This window comes from Ferruginibacter albus (assembly GCF_020042285.1).
Taxonomy (GTDB): Bacteria; Bacteroidota; Bacteroidia; order Chitinophagales; family Chitinophagaceae; genus Ferruginibacter; species Ferruginibacter albus.
Genome location: NZ_CP083388.1, coordinates 3553949 through 3577561 on the forward strand (window position 1 = coordinate 3553949; position 23613 = coordinate 3577561).

At 38.4% G+C, this 23613-nt stretch carries 16 protein-coding genes; 3 read left to right on the plus strand and 13 right to left on the minus strand.

The window, feature by feature from the left end:
• Nucleotides 1-49 precede the first annotated feature (49 nt).
• Nucleotides 50-1858: a translational GTPase TypA gene (gene typA / locus K9M53_RS15205; RefSeq protein WP_224016527.1), complete on the minus strand. Its 1809-nt coding sequence runs from the start codon at nucleotides 1856-1858 to the stop codon at nucleotides 50-52.
• A gap of 209 nt (nucleotides 1859-2067) precedes the next feature.
• Here typA and K9M53_RS15210 point away from each other — a divergent pair, with 209 nt between their 5' ends.
• Together K9M53_RS15210 and uvrB are read left to right on the plus strand one after the other, a co-directional pair.
• Nucleotides 2068-2523: a methylglyoxal synthase gene (locus K9M53_RS15210; RefSeq protein WP_224016529.1), complete on the plus strand. Its 456-nt coding sequence runs from the start codon at nucleotides 2068-2070 to the stop codon at nucleotides 2521-2523.
• A 50-nt stretch (nucleotides 2524-2573) separates the two neighbouring features.
• Nucleotides 2574-4613: an excinuclease ABC subunit UvrB gene (gene uvrB / locus K9M53_RS15215; RefSeq protein ID WP_224016531.1), complete on the plus strand. Its 2040-nt coding sequence runs from the start codon at nucleotides 2574-2576 to the stop codon at nucleotides 4611-4613.
• Between the two features lie 102 nt (nucleotides 4614-4715).
• Here uvrB and K9M53_RS15220 read toward each other — a convergent pair whose 3' ends face one another.
• The 10 genes from K9M53_RS15220 to K9M53_RS15265 form a co-directional block, all read right to left on the minus strand.
• Nucleotides 4716-5579, minus strand: a complete 864-nt coding sequence (locus tag K9M53_RS15220) for an ROK family protein (protein ID WP_224016534.1) — start codon at nucleotides 5577-5579, stop codon at nucleotides 4716-4718.
• A 9-nt stretch (nucleotides 5580-5588) separates the two neighbouring features.
• Nucleotides 5589-8309: a GH92 family glycosyl hydrolase gene (locus K9M53_RS15225; RefSeq protein ID WP_224016535.1), complete on the minus strand. Its 2721-nt coding sequence runs from the start codon at nucleotides 8307-8309 to the stop codon at nucleotides 5589-5591.
• 95 nt (nucleotides 8310-8404) lie between these two features.
• Nucleotides 8405-9952 carry a sialate O-acetylesterase gene (locus tag K9M53_RS15230; protein WP_224016537.1) on the minus strand — a complete coding sequence of 516 codons (1548 nt, stop codon included), beginning with the start codon at nucleotides 9950-9952 and terminating at the stop codon, nucleotides 8405-8407.
• 5 nt (nucleotides 9953-9957) lie between these two features.
• Nucleotides 9958-11166 (minus strand): DUF4185 domain-containing protein, encoded by a 1209-nt coding sequence (locus K9M53_RS15235; RefSeq protein WP_224016538.1) that lies wholly within the window; start codon nucleotides 11164-11166, stop codon nucleotides 9958-9960.
• Between the two features lie 114 nt (nucleotides 11167-11280).
• Nucleotides 11281-12084 carry a hypothetical protein gene (locus K9M53_RS15240; RefSeq protein WP_224016539.1) on the minus strand — a complete coding sequence of 268 codons (804 nt, stop codon included), beginning with the start codon at nucleotides 12082-12084 and terminating at the stop codon, nucleotides 11281-11283.
• Nucleotides 12085-12184: 100 nt separating this feature from the next.
• Complete coding sequence (locus K9M53_RS15245; protein ID WP_224016540.1) at nucleotides 12185-13534, minus strand: sugar porter family MFS transporter; 1350 nt, start codon at nucleotides 13532-13534, stop codon at nucleotides 12185-12187.
• 2 nt (nucleotides 13535-13536) lie between these two features.
• Entirely contained in the window at nucleotides 13537-15315 is a 1779-nt protein-coding gene (locus K9M53_RS15250; RefSeq protein WP_224016541.1) for a class I mannose-6-phosphate isomerase, read from the minus strand.
• A 126-nt stretch (nucleotides 15316-15441) separates the two neighbouring features.
• On the minus strand, nucleotides 15442-16905 hold the full coding sequence (locus K9M53_RS15255; RefSeq protein ID WP_224016542.1) for a RagB/SusD family nutrient uptake outer membrane protein: 1464 nt from the start codon (nucleotides 16903-16905) through the stop codon (nucleotides 15442-15444).
• A gap of 20 nt (nucleotides 16906-16925) precedes the next feature.
• Nucleotides 16926-20036, minus strand: coding sequence for a SusC/RagA family TonB-linked outer membrane protein (locus tag K9M53_RS15260; protein WP_224016543.1), 3111 nt, complete (start codon nucleotides 20034-20036; stop codon nucleotides 16926-16928).
• 152 nt (nucleotides 20037-20188) lie between these two features.
• Nucleotides 20189-20947 (minus strand): GntR family transcriptional regulator, encoded by a 759-nt coding sequence (locus K9M53_RS15265; protein WP_224016544.1) that lies wholly within the window; start codon nucleotides 20945-20947, stop codon nucleotides 20189-20191.
• Between the two features lie 135 nt (nucleotides 20948-21082).
• On the opposite strand from K9M53_RS15265, the gene K9M53_RS15270 reads away from it, so the two are divergent.
• On the plus strand, nucleotides 21083-21826 hold the full coding sequence (locus K9M53_RS15270; protein WP_224016546.1) for a ParA family protein: 744 nt from the start codon (nucleotides 21083-21085) through the stop codon (nucleotides 21824-21826).
• A 6-nt stretch (nucleotides 21827-21832) separates the two neighbouring features.
• Here K9M53_RS15270 and K9M53_RS15275 read toward each other — a convergent pair whose 3' ends face one another.
• Nucleotides 21833-22441 (minus strand): hypothetical protein, encoded by a 609-nt coding sequence (locus tag K9M53_RS15275; RefSeq protein ID WP_224016547.1) that lies wholly within the window; start codon nucleotides 22439-22441, stop codon nucleotides 21833-21835.
• A 72-nt stretch (nucleotides 22442-22513) separates the two neighbouring features.
• Nucleotides 22514-23578 (minus strand): hypothetical protein, encoded by a 1065-nt coding sequence (locus K9M53_RS15280; RefSeq protein WP_224016548.1) that lies wholly within the window; start codon nucleotides 23576-23578, stop codon nucleotides 22514-22516.
• Between the last annotated feature and the right edge of the window lie 35 nt (nucleotides 23579-23613).

Consider the following 23613-nt stretch of genomic DNA (forward strand, 5'->3'; position numbering starts at 1 on the left):
AAATCCCGGTCAATATTGACCGGGATTTTTAATTAAGTATGTTTTGCAATTATGCTTCTGCCTGCATTGATTTTGAAACACGCTTTCTTTCTTCTTCATTCAAAATCACTTTACGCATCCTGATGAAGTTTGGCGTTACTTCAATACATTCATCTTGCTGAATATATTCCATACACTCTTCCAATGTCAACAGGGTTTTAGGAGCAATACGTGTAGCGTCATCACTTCCGCTTGCACGGTGGTTGGTTAATTTTTTTGCTTCTGTTGCATTTACAATAAGATCTCCCGGTTTAATATGTTCAGCAATGATCTGACCTGCATACACTTCTTCTCCCGGATCAACAAAGAATGTTCCCCTGTCCTGTAATTTATCTATTGAGTATGCTGTTGTTTTCTCTTGATTCTTTGATAATAATACCCCGTTGTTTCTTCCCGGAATAGCACCTTTCCAGGGTTTGTATTCGCTAAAACGATGCGCCATTACTGCTTCGCCGGTGGTTGCAGTCAACATTTGCGTACGCAAACCAATCAATCCACGAGAAGGAATTTCAAATTCCAGATGTTGCATATCGCCTTTGGTTTCCATCACCAACATTTCACCTTTTTTGCGACTAACCAAATCAATTACTTTGCTTGCAAACTCCTGCGGCACATCTACTACTAAAATTTCGTATGGTTCAGACTTTGTTCCGTTTATTTCTTTTACAATTACCTGCGGTTGACCAACTGTTAATTCATATCCTTCTCTACGCATGGTTTCAATTAAAATACCCAAATGCAAAATACCACGACCATATACAATCAAGCTATCGCCTTCTTCACTATCACTGACTTTTAATGCCAGATTTTTTTCTGTTTCTTTATATAATCTATCACGTAAATGACGAGATGTTACAAACTTTCCATCTTTACCAAAGAAAGGAGAATTGTTTACAGAGAACAACATATTCATTGTTGGTTCATCCACACTGATAACCGGCAATGCCTCCGGGTTTTCAGGATCAGCAATCGTATCGCCAATATTAAAATCTTCCAAACCAACTACAGCGCAAAGATCTCCGGCGCTTACTTCAGTCACTTTCTTTTTACCCATTCCTTCAAACACATACAATTCTCTTACACGAGATCTTTTAATGCTGCCATCTGCCTGCATTAAAGCAATTGGCTGATTTTCTTTTATTATACCACGAGCTACTTTTCCTACCGCAATTCTTCCTAAGAAAGAAGAATAATCCAAAGAAGTGATCTGCATTTGCAAACTTCCTTCACTCACTTTTGGTTCGGGTACATATTTTAAAACACCATCTAATAATGGGAAGATATTATCTATCGGAGTTAACGAATCGTTGAACCAACCATTTTTTCCCGAACCGTAATAGGTAGGAAAATTCAATTGTTCTTCTGTTGCATCCAAGTTAAAGAATAATTCAAAAACTGCATCATGCACTTCATCAGGACGACAGTTTGGTTTATCAACCTTATTAATTACTACGATTGGATGTAATCCTAATTGCAGCGCTTTTTGTAACACAAAACGCGTTTGTGGCATTGGTCCTTCAAAAGCATCTACTAACAGAATAACACCATCTGCCATTTTCAATACACGTTCCACCTCACCACCAAAGTCGGCGTGACCCGGAGTATCAATTACGTTAATCTTAACGCCTTTATAGTTTACAGAAATGTTCTTACTGAAAATGGTAATACCGCGTTCTCTTTCAAGATCGTTATTATCCATGATCAATTCGCCGGTTTCCTGGTTTTCACGAAAAATATTCGTGCCATGTAAAATTTTATCTACCAGGGTCGTTTTTCCGTGGTCAACGTGTGCAATAATTGCTATATTTCTTATATTCATTATCAGAGTTTTATGCCTAAAGGGCTGTTTTTCAGGGCGCAAAGGTACGCCAATTCAGCGGCATGGCAAGGAGAAAGTGGAATTAAACTATTGTAAACTCATGTAAGAAGGGTTTTGATCTAACATCTACTTACTGATCAACATCGTTGTGTCACTCACTGCACCGGCATACCATTATTGAGCTTACCTTCACACCATCAAAACTCTATATGAATAAAACAAGAACCATCGGCACAAGAAAAAGAATCGCATTAGTAGCTCACGACCACATGAAAAAAGACATTATTGATTGGGCTATACATAATAAAGTAACGCTTGCAAAACACGAACTATTCTCAACCGGCACTACCGGTAAAATGATAGAAGAAGCCCTGGATCGCCCTGTAAAAAAATTATTAAGCGGCCCATTAGGTGGCGATCAGCAAATTGGTGCCATGATCGCCGAAGGAGAATTGGATATCCTGATTTTCTTTTGGGATCCCATGGAAGCACAGCCACACGACAGCGACGTAAAAGCTTTATTACGCCTCGGCGTTGCCTGGAATATTTTATTGGCTTGTGACAGGGCGACCGCAGATTTTATTCTTACATCACCATTAATGAGCGGCGAATATGAAACCGCTTTACCAGATTATAGCGGTTATTTGAACAGGAAAGTAAAGTGAAAATAACCGGAACATTCCTGCCTTGCATTTGTTAAATTGCATATCCACTTATGCAATTCAAACTTCAATCACCATATACCCCTTCCGGCGATCAGCCCGGCGCTATCCAACAATTAACTGAAGGTATACTGGATGGCGAAAAATATCAAACACTTTTAGGTGTTACCGGCAGTGGTAAAACATTTACCATGGCTAATGTTATTCAAAATGTACAGCGGCCAACATTGGTGCTTACGCATAATAAAACATTGGTAGCGCAATTGTATGGCGAGTTCAAGCAATTCTTTCCTGATAATGCCGTTGGTTATTTTGTTTCTTATTATGATTATTATCAGCCTGAAGCTTACATAGCTGTCAGCAATACTTACATTGAAAAAGATCTGAGTATTAATGAAGAGTTGGATAAGCTGCGTTTGCAGGCAACAGCACAATTATTAAGCGGTCGCAGAGATATTATTGTTGTAGCAAGCGTGAGCTGTATATATGGTATGGGCAATCCGACGGAGTTTGAAAATGGGATTGTTCGCATACATAAAGGGCAGACGATTTCACGACAAGGTTTTTTACATTCACTGGTAAACAGCTTATACAATCGCACTCAAACAGATTTTACAAGAGGAACCTTTCGTGTAAAAGGCGATACCGTGGATATCAATTTGCCTTATGTAGATTTTGGTTATCGCATTAGCTTTTTCGGCGATGAAATTGAAAGCATTGAAACCTTGGAAATAAGCAGTGGTAAACGAATTGGCCCTGTTGATAATGCCGCTATCTTTCCTGCTAACTTATATTTAGCGCCGAAAGATATTATGCAGCAAGTGATCTATGAGATACAGGATGAAATGGCTGCTCAGACAGATTATTTTAAAGGTGTTGGAAAATTTATTGAGGCACAACGCATCAGCGAACGAGTGAATTATGATCTGGAAATGATTCGTGAGTTAGGTTACTGCAATGGTATTGAAAACTATTCCCGTTTTTTTGATAGAAGAAAGCCCGGCACAAGGCCATTCTGTTTATTGGATTATTTTCCAAAAGATTTTTTATGTGTGATAGATGAAAGTCATCAAACCATTCCGCAAGTAAGTGGTATGTATGGTGGTGATAGAAGCAGGAAATTAATTTTAGTTGATTATGGTTTTCGTTTGCCATCAGCATTAGATAACCGCCCCTTGAATTTTCATGAGTTTGAGAACATGTTGAATCAAACAGTTTATGTAAGTGCGACTCCCGGCGATTATGAATTAGAAAAAACAGGTGGCGTTGTAGTAGAGCAGGTTGTTCGTCCTACAGGTTTGTTAGATCCACCCATTGAGGTTCGTCCATCGATAAATCAAATAGATGATCTGTTGGATGAAATAGATAAACGTGTAACCAAGGGTGATCGTGTATTGGTAACTACGCTTACTAAACGCATGGCAGAGGAAATGGATAAATATCTAAAGCGTATCGATATAAAAAGTAAATACATCCATAGCGAAGTAGATGCATTGGAAAGAGTGGAAATTTTACGCCAGTTACGTTTAGGAGACATTGATGTATTAGTTGGTGTAAACTTATTGCGTGAAGGGTTGGATCTGCCGGAAGTATCACTGGTAGCAGTTTTAGATGCAGATAAAGAAGGTTTTTTGCGTAACGAAAAAAGCTTAACACAAACTGCGGGTAGGGCTGCCCGCAATGTAGATGGCCTGGTTATTTTTTATGCTGATAAGATGACGGATAGCATGCAGAAAACTATCGATGAAACGAACAGAAGAAGAGAAAAGCAGGTTGCTTATAATATTGAGCATAACATCACACCAAGAACCATTAAAAAATCCATTGAACAAATAATGGGACAAACGGCTGTTTTAGATATCAAAGGTTTTGATGATTCTAAATCTTATGCTATAAGTAATGATGAAGACATTGTAACTGTTGCCGCAGAAGACCAGGAGGAATATAAAACCATTCCTCAGATGGAAAAAGCGATTGCCAAAACAAAAAAAGAAATGGAGAAAGCCGCCAGGGATATGGATTTTATGGAAGCAGCAAAACTGCGTGATGAAATGTTTCGCTTACAAAAGGAGTTGGAGAATATGAAGAAGTAACGAGTTGAATGCTGCTATCAGCACTCAGTACAAGTGAGTGATCCTTTCCCCAGGATAAACTCTACGATGATGAGTAAAGAGATAATACCTGGATAAAAAAAATTAATCTCTCCACAAACAGGCAGCACCCATTAAGGCAGCATCTTCGCCTAAAGTAGCAGGAATGATATTTGGAAAAAATCCATGCCGCTGCAAAGCAGCTTTTGTATATGGGTAAAATAAATTCCAGGAACGTGCAATGTTGCCGCCAATAATAATATGCTCCGGAAAATTGTTGGAATAGCGCTTTATCAAAACCTCTCCCAACGTATGTCCAAACTCTTTAAACAATTGCGATGCAACAATGCCTTCGCCAACCATTAAAGAAAGCTCTTTTACATTCGCAACATGTTTTTGTGTACGTTTTTCATATTCCTTAATAAACCATCTTGCGCATAAAAGATCTTCTGCACGACTATCGCCAAAAGGCATCTTCCACAGATCCCCATCTTCCATAACATTATCAAAACAATTGGCAGAGCCTAATCCTGTACCTAATGTTAATCCAACAATATTTTTACAACCTTTGCCACTACCCGCTTTCCATTCACCCAATAAAAAAGCAGTAGCGTCGTTCATCATTCGTATATCCGTTACCGGTATATTGAGTTCTTTTGATAATAGTTCTTTTACATTCAATCCATATAGGCTTTCGTATTTATTCAATCCTGTAATAAGGCTTATGCCTTTTTCATAATCAAACGGACCCGGCAAAGCAATGCCCACTTTGCCTATCTCACCATCGTCTAAAAAACTGCAGCCTTTAATAGCTTTTGACCATGCTTCAATTACATGTTCTTTCGATTCGCTTGTATCAATATCCGATCGAAATCTTGACGCCTCCAGCATTTCCATTGTATTCAGATCTATCTTACATACTGTTATATGTGTGCCGCCAATATCAATTCCTGTTACTACGTTGTTCATCTTTACAAATTACTTTTGAATAAATGCAGGTGGTAAAGCGCCTGTTCCCCATTGCTTGTTCGGTTTATCCCCTAGCCAAAGTTCTAATGTTCCACCTTTAGTAAAAGTATCGTGGGTGAGCCAAAAGTTATTTAGCTTTTGATCATTCAATTTTGCTGATTGAATGTATGGGTTATTGCTACTGTTGTTATGTGTTTTGATCACAAACTTATCTCCACTATAATAACGTTTATCCAGCTTAATGGTTATCTCATCAAATATCGGCGAGGTAATTTCATACACCGGGCTTACCGATTCATTGCCCATAATATCAAACAAGCCAATTGCCATTAAGGAACTTACACCGCCCATCTGTCCCTGGTCTTCATCATGACCACCATAGCCCAGATCAGGCGTAGTTCCATTGAACGCCTGTTCACGCACACGACGCACCCAATATTGTGTGAGCCACGGCTTGCCTCCATAACTAAACACATGCGCATCAGAACAACCCGGTTGATTAGCATAACTAATATAGCCATTGGAATATCCGTACACAAAATCAACATCACGTGATTGCTCAAATGCATAATTTAATTTATTGCAAAAACTATCGCTACCACCCATCTTTTGCATTAATTGGGGAATGGCATGTGAAACGCCCCAGGTTGCCTGCCACGCATTTGCTTCCACCCAACCTTCGCCACTCAATGCATCGTGATGCATAAAGTTTCCATTTTTATCTTTTGGAAATAATAATTTTTGATCCGGTTCAAAAAGGTTTTTCCATCCACCACTTCTATTTTTGAAAAAGCTATAGTCTTTTTTTCTACCGAGCTTTAATGCCATTTGAGAAATGCCCCAATCCTGGAAAGTAGCTTCCACAGTAATACCTGCATTATTCGGCCACCAGCCATGTTTTGTATAGAAATCAATATCGGCACTATCACCCAACATACCACCCGGCAACGCATTTCGTTTTACCGTTTCAAAAGCATGTTGTGCATTCGCCTTGGTTAAGATACCCTTGAGATAAGCGCTTGCGATCATATTCGTTGCAGGGCAACTTGTCATTATATAAGAGTAACCGCCTCCCGATGGACCACGGGGTAATAAATAACCGTTATCTGCGTATTGTATAAATGATGCTGAAATATCATCTAAAACCTGCGGCCAAGCTAAACCCCATAGTACATTTAAATTCCATTGTGTTAACCAGACAGCATCGGAGCTATACATATTGTATTTAGGTTTGCCGCTTGCATCTTTAGGAACTGTTTTGATCTTAAAGATGGCGTCAGTAAATGTTCCTTCCCGTTTGCCGGTAGTTCTATCCGGGTAATCTCCATTAATATCATTTATTTTCTGACGACCTAATAATACATGCCATAGATCGGTATAGAATTTTATCCGTTGTTTATAGTCGCCGCCGCTAACATCAATTTTTCCCAACCAATCATTCCATATATTTTGTGCCGATGTTCTTACTGCATCAAAATCCCATTGGCTACACTCTTGTGCCAAATTATTTTTTGCGTTTTCAATTGTAGTATAGGAAATACCTATTTTCATTTGCACCGTTTCACCTTTGTCCAGATCATATTCTGCACCTAATCGCAAGCTATCACCGGAAGCTTTGGAAACATTGGAGCGAAAATTATTTCCTTCCCATGCATCTAAACTTTTAAAGGGCTTATCAAAATGAATGGTGAAAAAAATTTTTACATCTTTTGGTCCACCCCAATAACGATCAACAGTGCTAAAGGAGCCTTCTATAACGGTATCACTTACACGATTTATAACAGCATTCGCCATTGTACAGTTAATAATGTGTCCGCTAAGGTTTATAATAATTCGACCTTTTGTTGCTTTTGTATAACGAAATCGATAAAAATTTACTCTTTCTGTAGAAGTTTGCTCCACCCATATCTTATTATTTTGCAGCATTACCCGATGATACCCCGGTTGTACAATTTCATCATCGTGATTATAAAAAGACTTCCAACCTTGTTGCCCCAATACCGGGTTTTCATTATCTGATGCAGGCATGATCTCAATGCCGGATTGCATCCAGGCATGTATTTGTTCAAAACCTAAAATTTGTTTTTCATTATAATTATAACTGCCTCCATTTTGGTTTTTATTTCTTGTCATTGGTGCCGCTGTTGCCATTCCAAACGGAAGGCTTCCTGTAATAAAAAATATATCACGTCCACGATTGGTTTCAATGTAAGGATCAACCCATGATACGTAATCTTTTTGTTGTTCAGGAGAAGGAAAAACTTCTATCTCTGAAAAGCCAAGCTCTCTACCGCTTCCATCAGTTGCTTCAAATTTTATCCATTTGGTTTTTTTTGTTTCAAACGTAACTGCCAGTCCGGTTCCATCTGCAGGTATTTGATTTACCCAGACAATACTGCCATCACTAAAGATCAATTTACCTCCTGCAATATTTTCTCTTAATGATGCTCTGTCGTACAGCACTACTTTATTTATCAATTGCGGTTGTTGCCATTCTAATTGAATCCATGGAAAACGTATGTAACCCCAATCGGTAGTATCGCCCTCGCAAGCCCATTCGCCCATGCCATCAATACCAATCAATCCATCTGCAATATTTTTTGCTTCAAAGCCTTTGCCGGATATTGAAGAGGCGGTAATTGTTGCCAACCGTGCAATATTATTGGTACCGGCTTTGGCAATTATTACTATAAATGATGTTAGAAAAAGAAAAAGAGTTTTTTTAATCATGGTGATTGATTTAATACGTTTGATGTTTCACGCAAAGAACCAAAGGATACAAAGACGCAACGTTTTACATTCATTCTGTTTGTTGCGTGAAATACCTAAAGCTTCGTTCGAAAAGGTACTGCCGGAAAACCTTCTTTGTTACAAAAATTTGTGACCGGATAATTAGTAAAGGCGTATCGCACCATAATCGGTTTTGCAATCATTGGACTCTGCAGCCACACTTCATTCTTAACTATGGTCGCGTTGGCATAATAAAATTTACCATCGATGCCGGCAATAAAAAAATGGTGTGGAGCCTGCCCATCTGTCGTAGCAAGCCCGCCGCCAACGGTTTCAGAAACAAATTTTACCTTGATAATACTGTCAGCAGTTTCAACACTTTGCCATTCAGGTCCGTTACAAACGGTGTTTGATACTTTGTATGTATTTGCTAAAGCTAAACGTGCCAGTCTATAACCTACATCTTGTTTATCCCGGGGATGAATATCACTAGGATCGGCAATATCCATTGTAAGCGCCATCCCCGTGTTTGAAACTACCTTATGGATGTTTGCCTGAGCTTCCCTAAAAAGCGCATAGTCGTAAGCGGTAGTATCGTTTTGCTGCCATGTATAAGGCGCTACCTGCACATAATAAAAGGGCAGATCATTTTGCTTGAACAATGTACGCCAGTTATTGATCATCGCTGCACATAAACGTGTATAGGTAGAGCTATCATAACGATTGGATTCGCCCTGGTACCATAATATTCCTTTAAATTGTAAATTCCTTAACGGGTATATCATCGAGTTATATAAAAGTGTCGGGCGAACATTTTTTTCAAACGTTACTGTTGAATCAAGTTTTTCTTTTGCTACAGCACTTGTATCGTATGGATATAAATATTTTTTAAATAAGATGGAATCTTTAGCAAGCGTTTCCCTGCTTGTCCATGCCTGGCAGGATGTTGCGCCGAGCGCACTTGTAACCAGTCCAATCGGAATATGTCTTTGTAAAAAAATATCTCTAGCGAAAAAATAAGCAACTGCGCTGAAATCAGGTACAGTAGCAGGAGAACAGATAGTCCATGTACCGCCGCAATCATTTACCGGGGCTTTATAAAAACTGGTGGGCACATCAAATAACCGTATCTGCGGATATTGTGCATTTTGAATTTCCTGCTGATAATGTAGTACGCCCAATAGCCATGGTAAAAAAGGCTTTAGCTGCATGTCCATATTGGATTGTCCGCTGCACAACCAGACATCGCCAAATAGTATATTCCTAACTGCTAGTTTTTTATCGATTGAAGAAATATCAATAGCATGTTCTGTAAAATCATAAGGTTGAATAGTAGGTACAGGAATTTCTGTACTCCATTCTCCGCTTTTATTTGTAGTTGCTTTATATACTTTCTCATCCCAATCTGCTTTTATTTCTATAGCCGCTTCTGTCTTTGCTGTTCCCCAGATTTTTAATGCTTTTCCTTGTTGAATCACCATATTATCCTGCAGAGTGTTAGCCAATTTAAAATCTTGCGCAGAAGATGCAAAAGGCAACGAGCTAATGATGAATAAAACGATGCCGTACAAGGGAGTGACACAAGGATGTTTAATAGCAGCATTACGGCCAAGTACAAAAAAATTATTTTTTAAGCGGAGCATAAAAACTATTTATCTAACTGGTATTTTAACTTGACAAAACGTGGACGATAAAAATTCGGATGCGTAACTATATCGTTAAAATAATTTCTTGAGTTTATATTGTATGTGACCAGTAATTCACCTGGCTTTGATAGCACAGGGTGTGCTTTGGCATTGTAGGTGAAATAATTAGGTGTTTCATATACGCTTGCAGGGATTGTGTAAAGATTGATGATCTGTCCGAAAGGTCCATACGGTGAAGCGCCTAAACGAGCGGAAATTTTATCACCCACGCCATCGGAAGTAAATACCATTAAATACCTGCCATCTTCCAAACGGGTTACACTTAGCTCGTTGGATGCATGTGTAGCAACAGTAGCTGCTGCATACGCATCGGTTGCCCAGTCTTTACCGTTCCAGAATGTCCATTTCGCAAATTGTTCAATGTCTTGTGGCAATACACGGGCAACAATTACTTCACCATGGCGTACTCCATAAATATATACATATCCATCACCGTTAGCCTCTCCTGCTTCTTTGGTATTCACTAAAATGCCGTTGCCAAAAGTCCCTACACTATCCGGATCTCTTCCTAAATAAAACGGAATATCCATTTGCTTTTGATTGGCAAACTGCGGAGGATTGCCGGCAGGAATATGGATCATTGTATTGCCGGTTACCTTAAAACTAAAGCCTGGATTGTCGAGCGTGCTTTTAATTCTATACCCAAACAAGAAAATGTCATTATTGAGAGATTGGTTTACAAATGCATCTCCTAACCAATAATATTCATTGGGCTGACTTGCAGGAGAGGAAGGCTTGAAGATCGCATCGGAATGGCCGCCGGTTGTATCCCAGTAAAAATTAATCGTATTGCCATTGGGTTGACCACCGCTTAATACAGCTGCTGCGTTATGAATGATAGAATCTGCTTTGCCCTTTAATTTATTATTTTCTACATCGCCTATTTGCGAATCGCTGAACCATATAAGTGTTGGACTTTTTTCAGCATGCCCCATTGTTTCATCACCATCCATTGTTACTTCAAAAATTCCATCGCCGCCTAACCAGCCGTGATTGCGAATAAATAAGTTCGACCATGTCGTGTCTTCTTCTGTTGTAAAATTCAAATGTGTTAAGTCTGGCATTGATTGAGGACTTGTATTTGAATGATTGCAGGCATTATTAGCTACTGCAATTATTATTACTGATAAAATGATCCAACTTTTTTTCATTGTTATATTATTTCTAAAGGATAGCCTTTAATAATTTCAGGCTAACAGCTTTTATTTTAAAAAGAGCCTCTACCACAAGACATGAAACATGATAGAGGCATTAACCACTATACATTAAGGTGCCGGCACATACATGGAAAGAAATTTTTCATGATCGCTCAAACCAAATACGGTAAGATCAACCACCTGTTCAATTTGAAAGCTTTGACTGGTAAGCTCCTTCACTGTATATGTTTCGGTAGTTATATTAGATGGATCGAACAAAGAATGATATACCTGGTGAAAGGTTTTTTCATCTTCTGTTAACCACCATTTGTCAGGAACATTAAAGCCATCAAAGTCGCAACCATTGGCACCGGTGTTAGCGCCGAAGTTTACATTGTAGCTGCTGTCTTTATTCCAACTAAACACATTATCTTTTTCGCAATCTTTTTCATCTTCTGCGTTTGGCGGAGAAGAAGTTTCCCATAAGCGTGAAACCAGTTTCCATTTTCTGCTGTATAAAATTGTCGCGCCAGATGTAGTGGTGTGAAGCGTTAGATCTTTTTCAGCAGAAGTTCCGTTTGCTGCATCAAAATGAAAATTAACCCCAACTAACTGATCTATTTCCGCATCCTGGAAAGTGTAAGAGAAATGATAAACAAACCGAGTTCCGGTAACAGTATCCAGCGATATTGTTTGCGTAGCAAAAGATGGATCTTTTTGTAAGTTTATCGTTTTGTAGATCACCAGATCTTTAAATCCTCCCGGCGAATTAATGGTTACCGTAACGTTTACGGTGTTATTAGATTTTCCTATGGTTTCAACCGGTGAAAGTGTCAGCACAGGCAGATTGGCATTGGTCTCATCTTTTTTACATCCTGAAGAAACTATCAGCAAAACAGCCAATGCAGCAGCAAAAGTTTTAATTGGCAACATAATCGTTTATTTTAAAAAATTAGTAATCATTTTTGAACAAGCATTTTTCGTCTACCCGTCATTGTTGTGTCACTCACTTATACTTCTTATTCTTTATTCATCATTTCTTCCACATCTCCTGTATCTCTTCCAATGTTTTTCCTTTAGTCTCCGGAACCATTTTTAATACAAAAGCAAATGTTATCCCTGATAAGATCATATATATTCCAAATGTTTTTGTTTCCTTTATTGACTCTATTAAAATGGGGAAGGTTTGTGATACTATGTATACAGAAAGCCATAAAAAGAAAATAGCCAGCCCCATGGCTCTGCCCCGTATATGCGTGGGGAAAATCTCTGCAGCAACAACGAACGTTAATGGTCCTAATGAAATTGCAAAGAAAGAAATGTAAGCTAGAATACCTGCCAATATCCAATAGCTTCCAGATATATGGCTATGAAAAGCCCAAGCTACTAAACCCAGGCAAACAAACATTCCTGCAGAACCTATCAGTAATAATTTTTTTCTACCAAGCTTATCTACATATTTGATAGCAACCAATGTCATTAAAAAATTAATTCCACCTACACAAATAGTTTGTAATAATGCAGAAGACGAACCACTGCCGCCGGCTTTAAAGATTTCAGGTGCATAATACATGATGGCATTAATACCTGTTACCTGCGAAAAGATTGCCAGCAGTATTCCTATTATTAATGGCTTACGTAAGTTGCCTTGAAATAATTCAGTAAATGTTCCTTGCTTTTCTTCCAATGATGTTTTGATGTCGAGCATTTCTTTTAATGCGCCTTCTTCGCCATTCATCTTTACTAAAATAGCTTTAGCATCGTTCCATTTATTTTTAGAAGCCAGCCAACGAGGACTTTCCGGAGTTTTAATTAATAATAATAAAAAGATGATGGAAGGAATTACACCGGAGCCAAACATCCAACGCCAGCCATGTTCTATATTCCAAGCTTCATCATACATGCCCGCAATGGCTGCATTTACAAAATAGATGAGTAAGATGCCGATCACAATTCCCAATTGATAAATAGAGATAAGCTTACCACGAATATGGGGCGGAGCAATCTCTGAAATATACATTGGTGCTAAGATGGAAGCAATACCAATGCCTGCGCCACCAATAAACCGAAAAAAAATAAAACTGTCAATTCCACCAGGTATCAATATCCCAATTGATGATATGGCAAATGCAATAGCAGATATTATCAATACCATTTTTCTACCAAACTTATCACTCAACACGCCTGCTACCATGGCGCCGATCATGCAGCCGATCAATGCGCATGATGCAGCCCAGCCCTTCATTGCAGCAGAAAGCAAAAACTTTTTTTCAATAAAGCCAATCGCACCGGCAACTACTGCTGTGTCATAACCAAAGAGCAATCCTCCAACTGCAGCAATTACGGTGCATTGATAAATATATTTTAAGCTGTTGTTTGCCATTATTAATTGGTATGAGGTTTAGGAAGATTGTTTGGATTGATGATCGCTTTTAATGTTCCGCAGGTTTCACCTGTGCTTACACCATGCGGACGAATAGTGTAAACGCCCACAGCAGCAGGAACAATAAAGGTTTCCGCGTAGTGTACCACAAACGGCTTAAAATTATTTTCCGGGCTTTCTACAATAGCTTCTTTTCCTTCAATTAAATTCAACACATTTACAACACCATTGGTATTGTGCGTTACCGTATGGGAAAACCAATGTCTTCTTGTTTCAATAAAAAACCCTTCGTGCAATCCTGTCTTTTCTTCTATCCAACCATCTCCTTCATCAATTTTTTTAAATTGATTTAATAAATGATCCTTTGTCCATTGTGTGGTTCTGTTCCATTGAATGGATCTTTTGCCATGCTGTAAAGAGATGGGGCGGGGCTTTCCGTCAAGCCCCATGCGACCCCAATCCCAAAGTTTAAAAGTGAAAATGTATGGTGTAGCACTGATCTCCAATACCACGCTGTTAGCGCCCGAACAATGCACAGTACCTGCTGGTATCAATGCATGATCATGTTTTTTTATCGGAAATTTTTCAACGAATTTTTCTGCATCAAAATTACCGGAGTCTTCCTGTGCTTCTTCCAGTTCTTTTATCATATTATCCGGATCAATATTTTCTTTTAAGCCGAGATAAACAAAGGCATCTTCTTTCGCATCCATGAAATAATAGCTTTCATCCTGCGTATAATCCATTCCAAATTGCTCTTGTATGTATTCTTTTAATGGATGAACCTGCAAGCTTAAATTACCTCCGCCCATTGTATCCAAAAAATCAAATCGAATAGGGAATTCTTCTCCAAAGGTTTTCCAAACTTCTGTTCCCAATAATGATTTAGGCTGAAAGAATACTGCATTGATGGATGGGGTCTCAAATACTAAATTGTCAAAGCTCAACAACAAGCTATTCTCTTCAGGCACACAATCAAAAGCCCATGCATAGTTAGGTGCGCTTCTATCTAAATCACAAATTTCTTTTAGCCATTGTCCACCCCATGGACCGGGATCAAAGAATGGAACAACCCTGAAAGGACGCTTTACGGCTTCTTCCAAAGCTGCCTGCAATGTTTTGCCGGTTATCATTTTAGGTTGTCCGTTAGCGGTAGTATCTAATACATAATCAGATTTAGGTAATAATTCTTTCTTTGTTTTATCGCACACACGCCAATCAACAAAAAAAGAACGCTTGTATTGATAAGCAAAGGCATCATCGAAATTATCAGCGCCCAAATTACTTACCTGGTTTTTACGAAAGCGCAATTGAATTTCCCAACGCGGCATATCCGCATAGATCAAAATATCCGGTTTCGATTCAATCAGAGATGCTCCTGTTCCATATAAAAAAATCACGCCCTCAGAAATTTTTCCAATCGAATCTTCGACAGCATTTAATTTATCCGTGTTGTAAAAATCTTTTATATCCAACGGCGTGATATAACCAAAAACAGGATCATCCGTTACAAACGGAAATAATTTTTCATCCAGTTCATTCTTATTTGACATCGCCGCTTCTACATTAATAAAATGGCTATTGCTTATATTTCTTTTTAATGCAGCAATTATTTCATCTGCAAAAACACCATGATAAAACTCCAATACAATCACTGCAAGACTCTTGCCGAGAGCATTGATCTTTGATGATAACTCATCACATATATCCTTCCACCCGGCAAAGCCTTTATAACCTTTTACAGCTACTGCAGGAAACTTATCAAAATTCGAATTGCTCATAATTATTTGTCTGAACCATGACTTTTGTGATTATTCTGATTCTCCCGATTATTAGTTTGAAATCTTTTCGTCACTCAATCATTTATTAATATTTACTATACTCGATTATCAAAAGATATTCTTGCTTTATTTTAAGTTCGGATTAGTATCCGTTTCGTATTGTGGTAATGGAAACACATAATCATTAGCTGTTGGCGTAACGGCTGGTTTAGCCAACGGCACTAATGTTTCCAGTTTATGCGTACGTACCAGGTCAAACCAACGATGCCCTTCGCAGGAAAGCTCCAATTGTCTTTCTTTTAATACAGCATCTCTAAATTGATCCTGCGTTAAGCCTGCATAATCGGGAACGCTGCCCGGCGTAGTACGAGCTCTTTTACGAACCATATTGATGTAGGTGTATGCATCATCCATATTACCTAATTCATTACTCGCTTCAGCATACATCAATAAAACATCTGCATACCTTATTACAGGAAAATCATTGGAAGAACCATTACCTGTGGGCTCTGCCACCTTATCCCAATATTTTTGAAAGTAAGGATGAATAGGATTTCCATCTACTTGTGTAATAAACGTAACATCCCTTCTTCTATCGTCTGATGCGAATTGATCGTATAAATATTGAGTAGGACGTTGCCAGCCTTGTGAATTTTGTACTCCATCTGCACTTAACTCTGTTGGCAATAAACGAACATTAAATTGTCCAACTTCCCAAAAGCTGATAGCGCCGCCTCCATCTCCAAATCCTACAGAAAAGATTGCTTCTTTACCATTACGGCTTGATAGTTTGAACACATCTGCATAATCATCCCATAATGCATATTGCTGTGAATCGATCACTTTTTTCGCATAGGCAGCAGCGTTGGTCCAGTCGCCTCTTGTTAAATATACCTTTGCCAGAATAGCATTCGCTGCGCCTGCTGTTGCACGACCTATTTCATGATCTTTTGAACCCTCGTATTGCGATGGAAGTGCATCTGCTGCATCTTTAAGATCAGCTATAATTTGTGTGTACACATCATCAACAGAACTAAGAGAAGGATAGAGAGGTGCATCTTCCTGCGTGATCAATGGCACTTTACCAAACCATCTTACTAAATCAAAATACATCAGTCCTCTTAAAAATTTTGCCTCACCAACCAATCTTGTTCTTAATGTCGCATCCATATCGATTGAAGGAATGCGTGCAATAGCAATATTAGCAATAGTAACTGTTTTGTACTCCATCGCCCACAATTCCTGGAATACAGAATTTTGTGCATTGTATTGAAAAGTAGCTAACTGATCGAAGTAAGGTGTACCTACCTGGTTATTCTCCATTTCATCGGAAGCAAGCCCGGCTGTTACCCAAAAAGTACTGTGATATACACCTGCTGTGTTTCCACCTTGTGCAAAATTATCTACCGAATTAAGATAAGCATAAACAGAATTTACCGCCGCTACTGCATCAGACTGTGTTTGATAATAATTCTTAACACTTACCAAGTTCTTCGGATCTTCTTCCAAAAACTTTTTACAGGAACTGAAAGAAACAAACAGTAACAATACCGCAATGCTGTTTTTTATTGAACGATTAATTGTATTCATATAATAAGCTTTTGATTGTATTAAAATGTTGCACTCAAGCCAACTTGAAAAACTTTTGCCTGAGGATATCCGCCAAAGTCTAACCCAACTACGGTAGTACTTTGTCCTGCCGTATTTGCTTCAGGATCGTAACCGGTATAATTGGTAATAGTTAATAAATTGGTTCCGCTTACATACACTTTTAAGTTACTCATGCCAATACGCTTAATCGCTTTTTCCGGAAGCGTATAACTGATCGTTACACTTTTTAAACGTACATAAGATGCATCTTCAATAAGCGCTGAGGAAATGGTTGATTGATCAAATGCATTTGCCAGTGCACGTGGATATTTGTTGCTTGGATTATCAGGAGTCCAGCGATTTAACGCAGCATCTGCCAATACATTATTGGTTCCTGTAAAATTGAGCAGGTTTAAATTATTGAGGTTTGCCATTTTATTTCCTTGTGAACCCTGGAAGAAAAATGACAGCTCTAAATTTTTATAAGACACTGTATTACCAAAACCCCATGTAAAATCCGGTTGTGCAGAACCTAACACCGTTCTGTCGTTACCATCTATTTTTCCATTACCATCCAGGTCTTTATATTTTCTATCTCCTGCTTTCGCTGTTTGTCCTACCAAAACAGCGCTGCTGGCGGCTTCTGCATCCGTTTGGAAAATTCCATCTGTTTGATAGCCGTAGAAAGTTCCAATTCCTAATCCTTGTCTTAATAACAATACTCCATTCAAAATAACATCCGTCGCATTATTCAAATTGGTCATTGTGTTACGATTCAAAGACAAATTGAAAGAAGATGTCCATTCTACCTTTCCTTTCAGGTTAATCGTTCTAACATCAAACTCAAAACCATGATTTTCGATATTACCAATATTAAGCAGTGTTGTAGCAAAACCTGTAGTTAAAGGAATAGGCGTTGGCAATAACAGATCGTCTGTTTTCTTATTATAATAATCTGCAGTTATGCTGATCCTATTCTTTAATAATGAAAGGTCGATACCTACATCAAACTGTTTGGTGGTTTCCCATTTTAAATTAGTGTTTACATAACTGATCGGTTCTTGTCCTGTGTAAACATCACTACCATTAATAGTATTAAATACGCCTTGTCCAAAAGGTGCTACCAATGCTAAAGATTGGTAAGGAGGAATACTTTGATTACCGATCACTCCATAGCTTGTTCTGAATTTAAGATCAGTGATAGCATTTATATTCTGCAAGAATTTTTCTTTTGACACTCTCCATGCAAAAGCTCCTGAAGGAAAAAATCCATACTTATTATTTTCAGCAAATTTTGAGGAACCATCCACACGGCCGGTTACAGTAAATAAATATTTACTATCGAGTGTATAGTTAATACGACCTAAGTAAGAGATCATACTCCATTGCGATTCGCCATTAACAGGTTTCTGTGGGTTTTGTGCTGCGGAAATATTGTGATAGCCTGTGCGATTATCCGGAAAGTCAAAAGCGGTAGCCACCAGATAATCATCATTGAACTGTTGCATCGTGTAACCTGCAACTGCATTAATGGCGTGACGTTGATTAAATGTTTTATTATAAGTAAGTGTGTTTTCATTTAACCATGTTAGTCCGTTGGTACGGGCTAAGGCAGCTTCACCATTGCTTGCTTGTGTACGCTTTAAAAAATTAGGCCCAAAACTGTTCTCTTCATTGGTATAAGCATCTATACCAAATGTGGTTTTAAAGGTTAATGATTTGCTGAAACTATATTGAGCAAACGTATTGCTTAAAATACGCGACAATACTGTATTAGATATATAATTCTGTGCTTCGGCAATTGGATTGCCTAATGTTTTACCGATGTAACTAAACTTGTCTTTGTTCTCGTAAGTATAGCCACCTACAACAGAAGTATCATACACCGGCAAAACAGGATTGAACAATAAAGCTGAAGTAACAACACCCGGAACAATTTGTCCAAGATCATTTGTCAATACACCATTTGTTTCAATTCTTGAATAATTGGTATTGGTACCAACGGTTATTCTATCATTTACTTTACTTTCAATATTTGCCCTTAATGAATAACGCTTGAAATCGGAACTTATAACAATACCATCCTGCTTAAATAAAGAACCGGATATAGCATATTTTGTTTTAGCATCGCCACCGGAAAAACTAAGCTGGTAATTTCCCATGTAAGCATTTCTAAACAATGCGTTTTGCCAATCGGTTCCTGTGCCTAAGTTTTTAGGATTTACATAAACAGGCACCTGTCCTGCATTGATCTTTGCATCATTTACAAAATCAGCAAATTGCGATGCATTTAATAAATGCAGTTTATTAGCCACTTGCTGTTGCCCCTGGTAAGTATCAAATGTAAGAGTACCCTTTCCTGCCTTACCACGTTTTGTAGTAATTAATACAACGCCATTGGTACCACGTGATCCATACATAGCAGTTGCAGAAGCATCTTTTAAAATTTCTATGGATTCTATATCATTGGGATTGATAGAAGACAATGCACTGATACGTGGGCCACGGGTAACATTACCATTACTGATATCATTACCATCACTGCTGATCAGCAATCCATCAATAACATATAATGGCTCATTGCCTGCAGTAATAGAGCTTGTACCTCGAATACGAATAGAAGTTTCTGCGCCGGGCTTGCCCGACATTTGTGTAACCTGCACACCTGCTGCACGCCCCTGCAAAGCCTGGTCGAAACTGGTTGCAGGAACGGCATTCAGCTCATTGGCTTTTACGGAAACTACAGAACCGGTCAGGTCGCTTTTTTTAGCGGTGCCATAACCGATCACTACAACATTGGATAATTCAGCGGGATTTTCGTTCAAACGTACTTCTACATTGTTTTTGCCTTCTAGGGAAATTTCACGGGAGATGTAGCCTACATAAGAAACAATCAATGTTGCTTTTGTAGAACCTGCAATGCTAAACGCACCTTTTTCATCTGTGGTGGCGGTTTGCTGCCCTCCTTTTATAATTACCGTGGCGCCATGTAAAGGCACGCCTGCGTTTGAAAGAACTGTTCCGGTTATTGTGGTGCCCGCCGGAACCTGCGCTATAACTGAAGCGCTAAAAATCAGGCACAGGAAACACATCGTAATAGACGTGAACCTTGTAATAGCTTTTTGTCTCATTAGCAAGAATCATTAAAGTGAACAATCGTTATGTATGTATTTCGAATGCTTTAGTATGTATAAATGTATGTACATATTAAAACACAAAAAATTATCATTTGGCAATTTATTTTCAGCAAAAAATTATTCGCTTAAATAAATGATTCAGTTTATCAGCTTCCTCTCTTAATGTCTATCGTGTAAGTAAATCTGTCCGCTCTGTAAAATCCTAAATTGTATTCAATAGGTCTGTCTCCCGGATCGCAAACCACACGTTTCCTAAACAGGATAGGGTCGCCGGGTTTTACATTTAATATCTTGCTGATCTTGGCATCAGCCAATATAGCGCTTATTCCTTCCTTAGAAACTGCAGCAACAATGTGATATTTCTTTTCTAATGTTTCGTATAACGGTTTCGAAAAATCATCGTCCGGAGTTAGTCCGCTGCGTGGGTGAAAGTAAGAGATGAAATGCACTACCGGACCGGATTCCGGACCTTTTATACGCTCCATCTTCAACACCCTTGTTCCCTCATCTATATTAAACAGTTGTTGTATTTCTTTATCGGGTACCACCATAGTAACTTTTATACTATAGTTCTTGAAAACCACACCCTTCTCATCCATCTCATGCGTAAAGCTTGTCCAGCTATTTAGCTTAGTGGTGATATTGTTTTTCGCCACCTTGGTGCCCACACCTTTTTTACGGATCAATAAACGTTCATATACCAATTTATTGGTTGCCTGCCTTACCGTAGAACGGGATATGCCCAGGCGGTTTGCCATGTGCACTTCGTTCGGCAACAGTTTTCCATTTTGATATTCTGGCTGCCCTATTAACTTTCTCAACATATCCTCTACTTGTTGGTGCAGAGGCTGTGAGCTATTGTGGTCAATTTTAAAATCCGTAACCATGTTTATATGTTCGTACATATCAAAAGTAGAAAGATTTTTTAAAAATGCAAATCTTTTTTTAAAAATTATTTTAAGAAAAACTTCCGGCTTGTTATAAATGCCATGAATAACAGAATTTTATTAACTTACTAATTCATCTTTAAAAAATCATGTATGGTAACTATCGCTCTATATAATTTAAAAGGAGGCGTTGGTAAAACAGCATCCTGTGTTAATCTTGCTTACTTAGCTGCCAAAGATGGATATAAAACATTGTTGTGGGATATAGATCCACAGGGCTCTACGACATTTTATTACAAGATAAAAAACAAAGATGCGCAAGGAATAAAAAAGCTGATCAGTAAGGATGCAAACCTTGAAAGCGCTATCATGGCTACTGATTATGAGAATTTAGAGATCATTCCCAACGATAATTCTGCTAAAAGCTTTGATGTGATGGTGGAAGAAATGAAAGGTAGCAAGACCCGTTTAAAAGGTGTACTAAAGCAATTGGAAAATGAATATGATTTTGTTTTTATCGATTGCCCTCCGGGTTTTTCTGCGTTGAGTGAAAATATTTTTAATGCGGCTGATATTGTATTAATGCCGATCATTCCTACTACATTATCGGTACGTACCTACACAATGGTGAAAGATTATTTTAAAGAAAAAGATTTAGACGGCAGTAAGATGATGTGCTTTTTCACGATGACAGACCTTCGTAAAAACATGCACAACGAGATAATGGAATATTTGCATAAGGATAAGCGATTCTTTCAAACATACATTCCTTATCTGTCTGATGTAGAAAAGATGGGCATTCATCGCCGTCCAATAGAAGAGTATGCGAAAAGCAGCCTGGCTGCACTTTCTTACAGGGATCTATGGACAGAGATTAAAGAAGGGGTGCTGGAATAAAAGCGTTTACCTTATTTTACCAAATAACCCAAAGTACTTACCATTCGTTAGTTGCTTTGAATTGCCACTAAGATCATATAATGTGCAATTAAAGGTTGCAGTAACTTCAACATAATAAACCTGGTTTAACGATACCGGACCATCATTAACTTTAGTTATAGTAAACGTGCTTCCTGATTGAGTGGCAGGATCATTATCTGTAGACCAATAATTTCCTGATTTATCCATCCAGCTAACAGTTATCCCCTGGTAGCTACCCGGCGTACTAAAAGAATATGTTCCAGGATTAAAAAAGCTTTTAAATTCTGCATCTGTAGTTTCATCTGAAAAATTATGAAATATCCCCTTTCCAATTCCTAAGGCAGTTTCATTAGCAGGAATTGGTTCCGCAATAGGAGCAATGCTGCTTCCAAAAATTGCATCATCATTAGCACCGCCAGTAGAGCCTGCAATATATCCATTGGAATTTGTTACTGTTTCCTTGTAAGTTACTCCGCCAATAGTAGCTTCATAATAATAGCCTGAAGAGGATGAGGGATTGTCGGTATTTTGCTTTGAGCAAGAACTAAATAAAATTACCAAACCAAGAATGGGGAAAAGGGCTTTAATTGTCATTGTAAAATATTTGCTTTGTGGGCAAATATATTCTTTTTGGTAATATTTATCCCTACCCGTTTCTTTATTTAATTATGGAATATTATAAGACTTTAATGAAATAGAAGAGGTTGAGCCGTTATTCGTGATATCCGTTTCTATAGTTCCAACTCCCTTTGCAAAATAATATTCTGCAATACCGGAAGGTATGCTGATGCCATTGTATTCCGTTGTTATTTCTACCTCTACCTGGATCACATCATTATAGGTTACACCTTCAACTGTCTTACTTATTCCTATTCCTTTTATAGTATGTTTATATGTATTCGTAACGGTAATTCCGTTATACGAAGCATTTATATTATCCGTCCAGGTTGTTCCTACGGGTACATTTACTTTTAGTCCTATTTGTTTTATCATTGTCGCACTTGCCGACCCTGTAAGACTTGTTGCATTGTACGCTATTTGAGTATAAATGCCATTATCGCAATTAAGGTAAGACGCAACGTCACCTGACATTCCATCGTTTGATACTATCTTTTTGTATGTTGCACCACCGATTGAAGTATCTGTCACACTTTTATAGGTGGTTGTTCTTTCGGATGTAGTACCATTTAATGAATAAACCTGTACATAGGTTGAGCCTTGGCAGGTAGGTGTGTAAGCACAAGCTTTGCAGTCTGTCGTTGTTGTTCCGCCTCCATTATTACCGCCTGTTCCACCACTGTTGTTGGAGTCTCCTGTAACGGTTATAGAAAATGTACAACCGCTGTTACCGGGGGTAAAATTGAATATGCCGGACGCTACAGGTGTGCCCTGTCCATTTAATATTATTGTTTGGGCTCCTGTACCAGCAAAAGTACCCGATGCAGAAAATGAAATGCCGTCTGAGGTGCCGGTTGAAATAATATATGTGCCGATAGAATCTACATAAACGGTTATTGCAACTGTATTAGAATCACTTAATGCAACATTTGCTTTATAATTACCACTTATAGCAGCACAACTACCTGTTGCACCGGTAATGGTAAAATGAGCTGTCCCCCCTGTACTACCGCCTGAACCAAGCGACCCTTCAAAGCTGTATTCTTTTGTACACGCAGCAAAAAGACAGACAATGCTAATTAATACTGCAACTGGTTTCAATTTCATCATCATAAAATTCCGCTTTGTAACAAAGATATTCTTTTTAG

Coding starts and splice junctions, on each gene's coding strand:
- K9M53_RS15245 (WP_224016540.1), bottom strand. CDS start 13,534: ATGGCAAACAACAGCTTAAAATATATTTATCAATGCACCGTAATTGCT.
- K9M53_RS15240 (WP_224016539.1), bottom strand. CDS start 12,084: ATGTTGCCAATTAAAACTTTTGCTGCTGCATTGGCTGTTTTGCTGATA.
- K9M53_RS15235 (WP_224016538.1), bottom strand. CDS start 11,166: ATGAAAAAAAGTTGGATCATTTTATCAGTAATAATAATTGCAGTAGCT.
- K9M53_RS15265 (WP_224016544.1), bottom strand. CDS start 20,947: ATGTACGAACATATAAACATGGTTACGGATTTTAAAATTGACCACAAT.
- K9M53_RS15210 (WP_224016529.1), top strand. CDS start 2,068: ATGAATAAAACAAGAACCATCGGCACAAGAAAAAGAATCGCATTAGTA.
- K9M53_RS15255 (WP_224016542.1), bottom strand. CDS start 16,905: ATGAATACAATTAATCGTTCAATAAAAAACAGCATTGCGGTATTGTTA.
- K9M53_RS15260 (WP_224016543.1), bottom strand. CDS start 20,036: ATGAGACAAAAAGCTATTACAAGGTTCACGTCTATTACGATGTGTTTC.
- K9M53_RS15280 (WP_224016548.1), bottom strand. CDS start 23,578: ATGATGATGAAATTGAAACCAGTTGCAGTATTAATTAGCATTGTCTGT.
- K9M53_RS15225 (WP_224016535.1), bottom strand. CDS start 8,309: ATGATTAAAAAAACTCTTTTTCTTTTTCTAACATCATTTATAGTAATA.
- K9M53_RS15275 (WP_224016547.1), bottom strand. CDS start 22,441: ATGACAATTAAAGCCCTTTTCCCCATTCTTGGTTTGGTAATTTTATTT.
- typA (WP_224016527.1), bottom strand. CDS start 1,858: ATGAATATAAGAAATATAGCAATTATTGCACACGTTGACCACGGAAAA.
- uvrB (WP_224016531.1), top strand. CDS start 2,574: ATGCAATTCAAACTTCAATCACCATATACCCCTTCCGGCGATCAGCCC.
- K9M53_RS15270 (WP_224016546.1), top strand. CDS start 21,083: ATGGTAACTATCGCTCTATATAATTTAAAAGGAGGCGTTGGTAAAACA.
- K9M53_RS15250 (WP_224016541.1), bottom strand. CDS start 15,315: ATGAGCAATTCGAATTTTGATAAGTTTCCTGCAGTAGCTGTAAAAGGT.
- K9M53_RS15230 (WP_224016537.1), bottom strand. CDS start 9,952: ATGCTCCGCTTAAAAAATAATTTTTTTGTACTTGGCCGTAATGCTGCT.
- K9M53_RS15220 (WP_224016534.1), bottom strand. CDS start 5,579: ATGAACAACGTAGTAACAGGAATTGATATTGGCGGCACACATATAACA.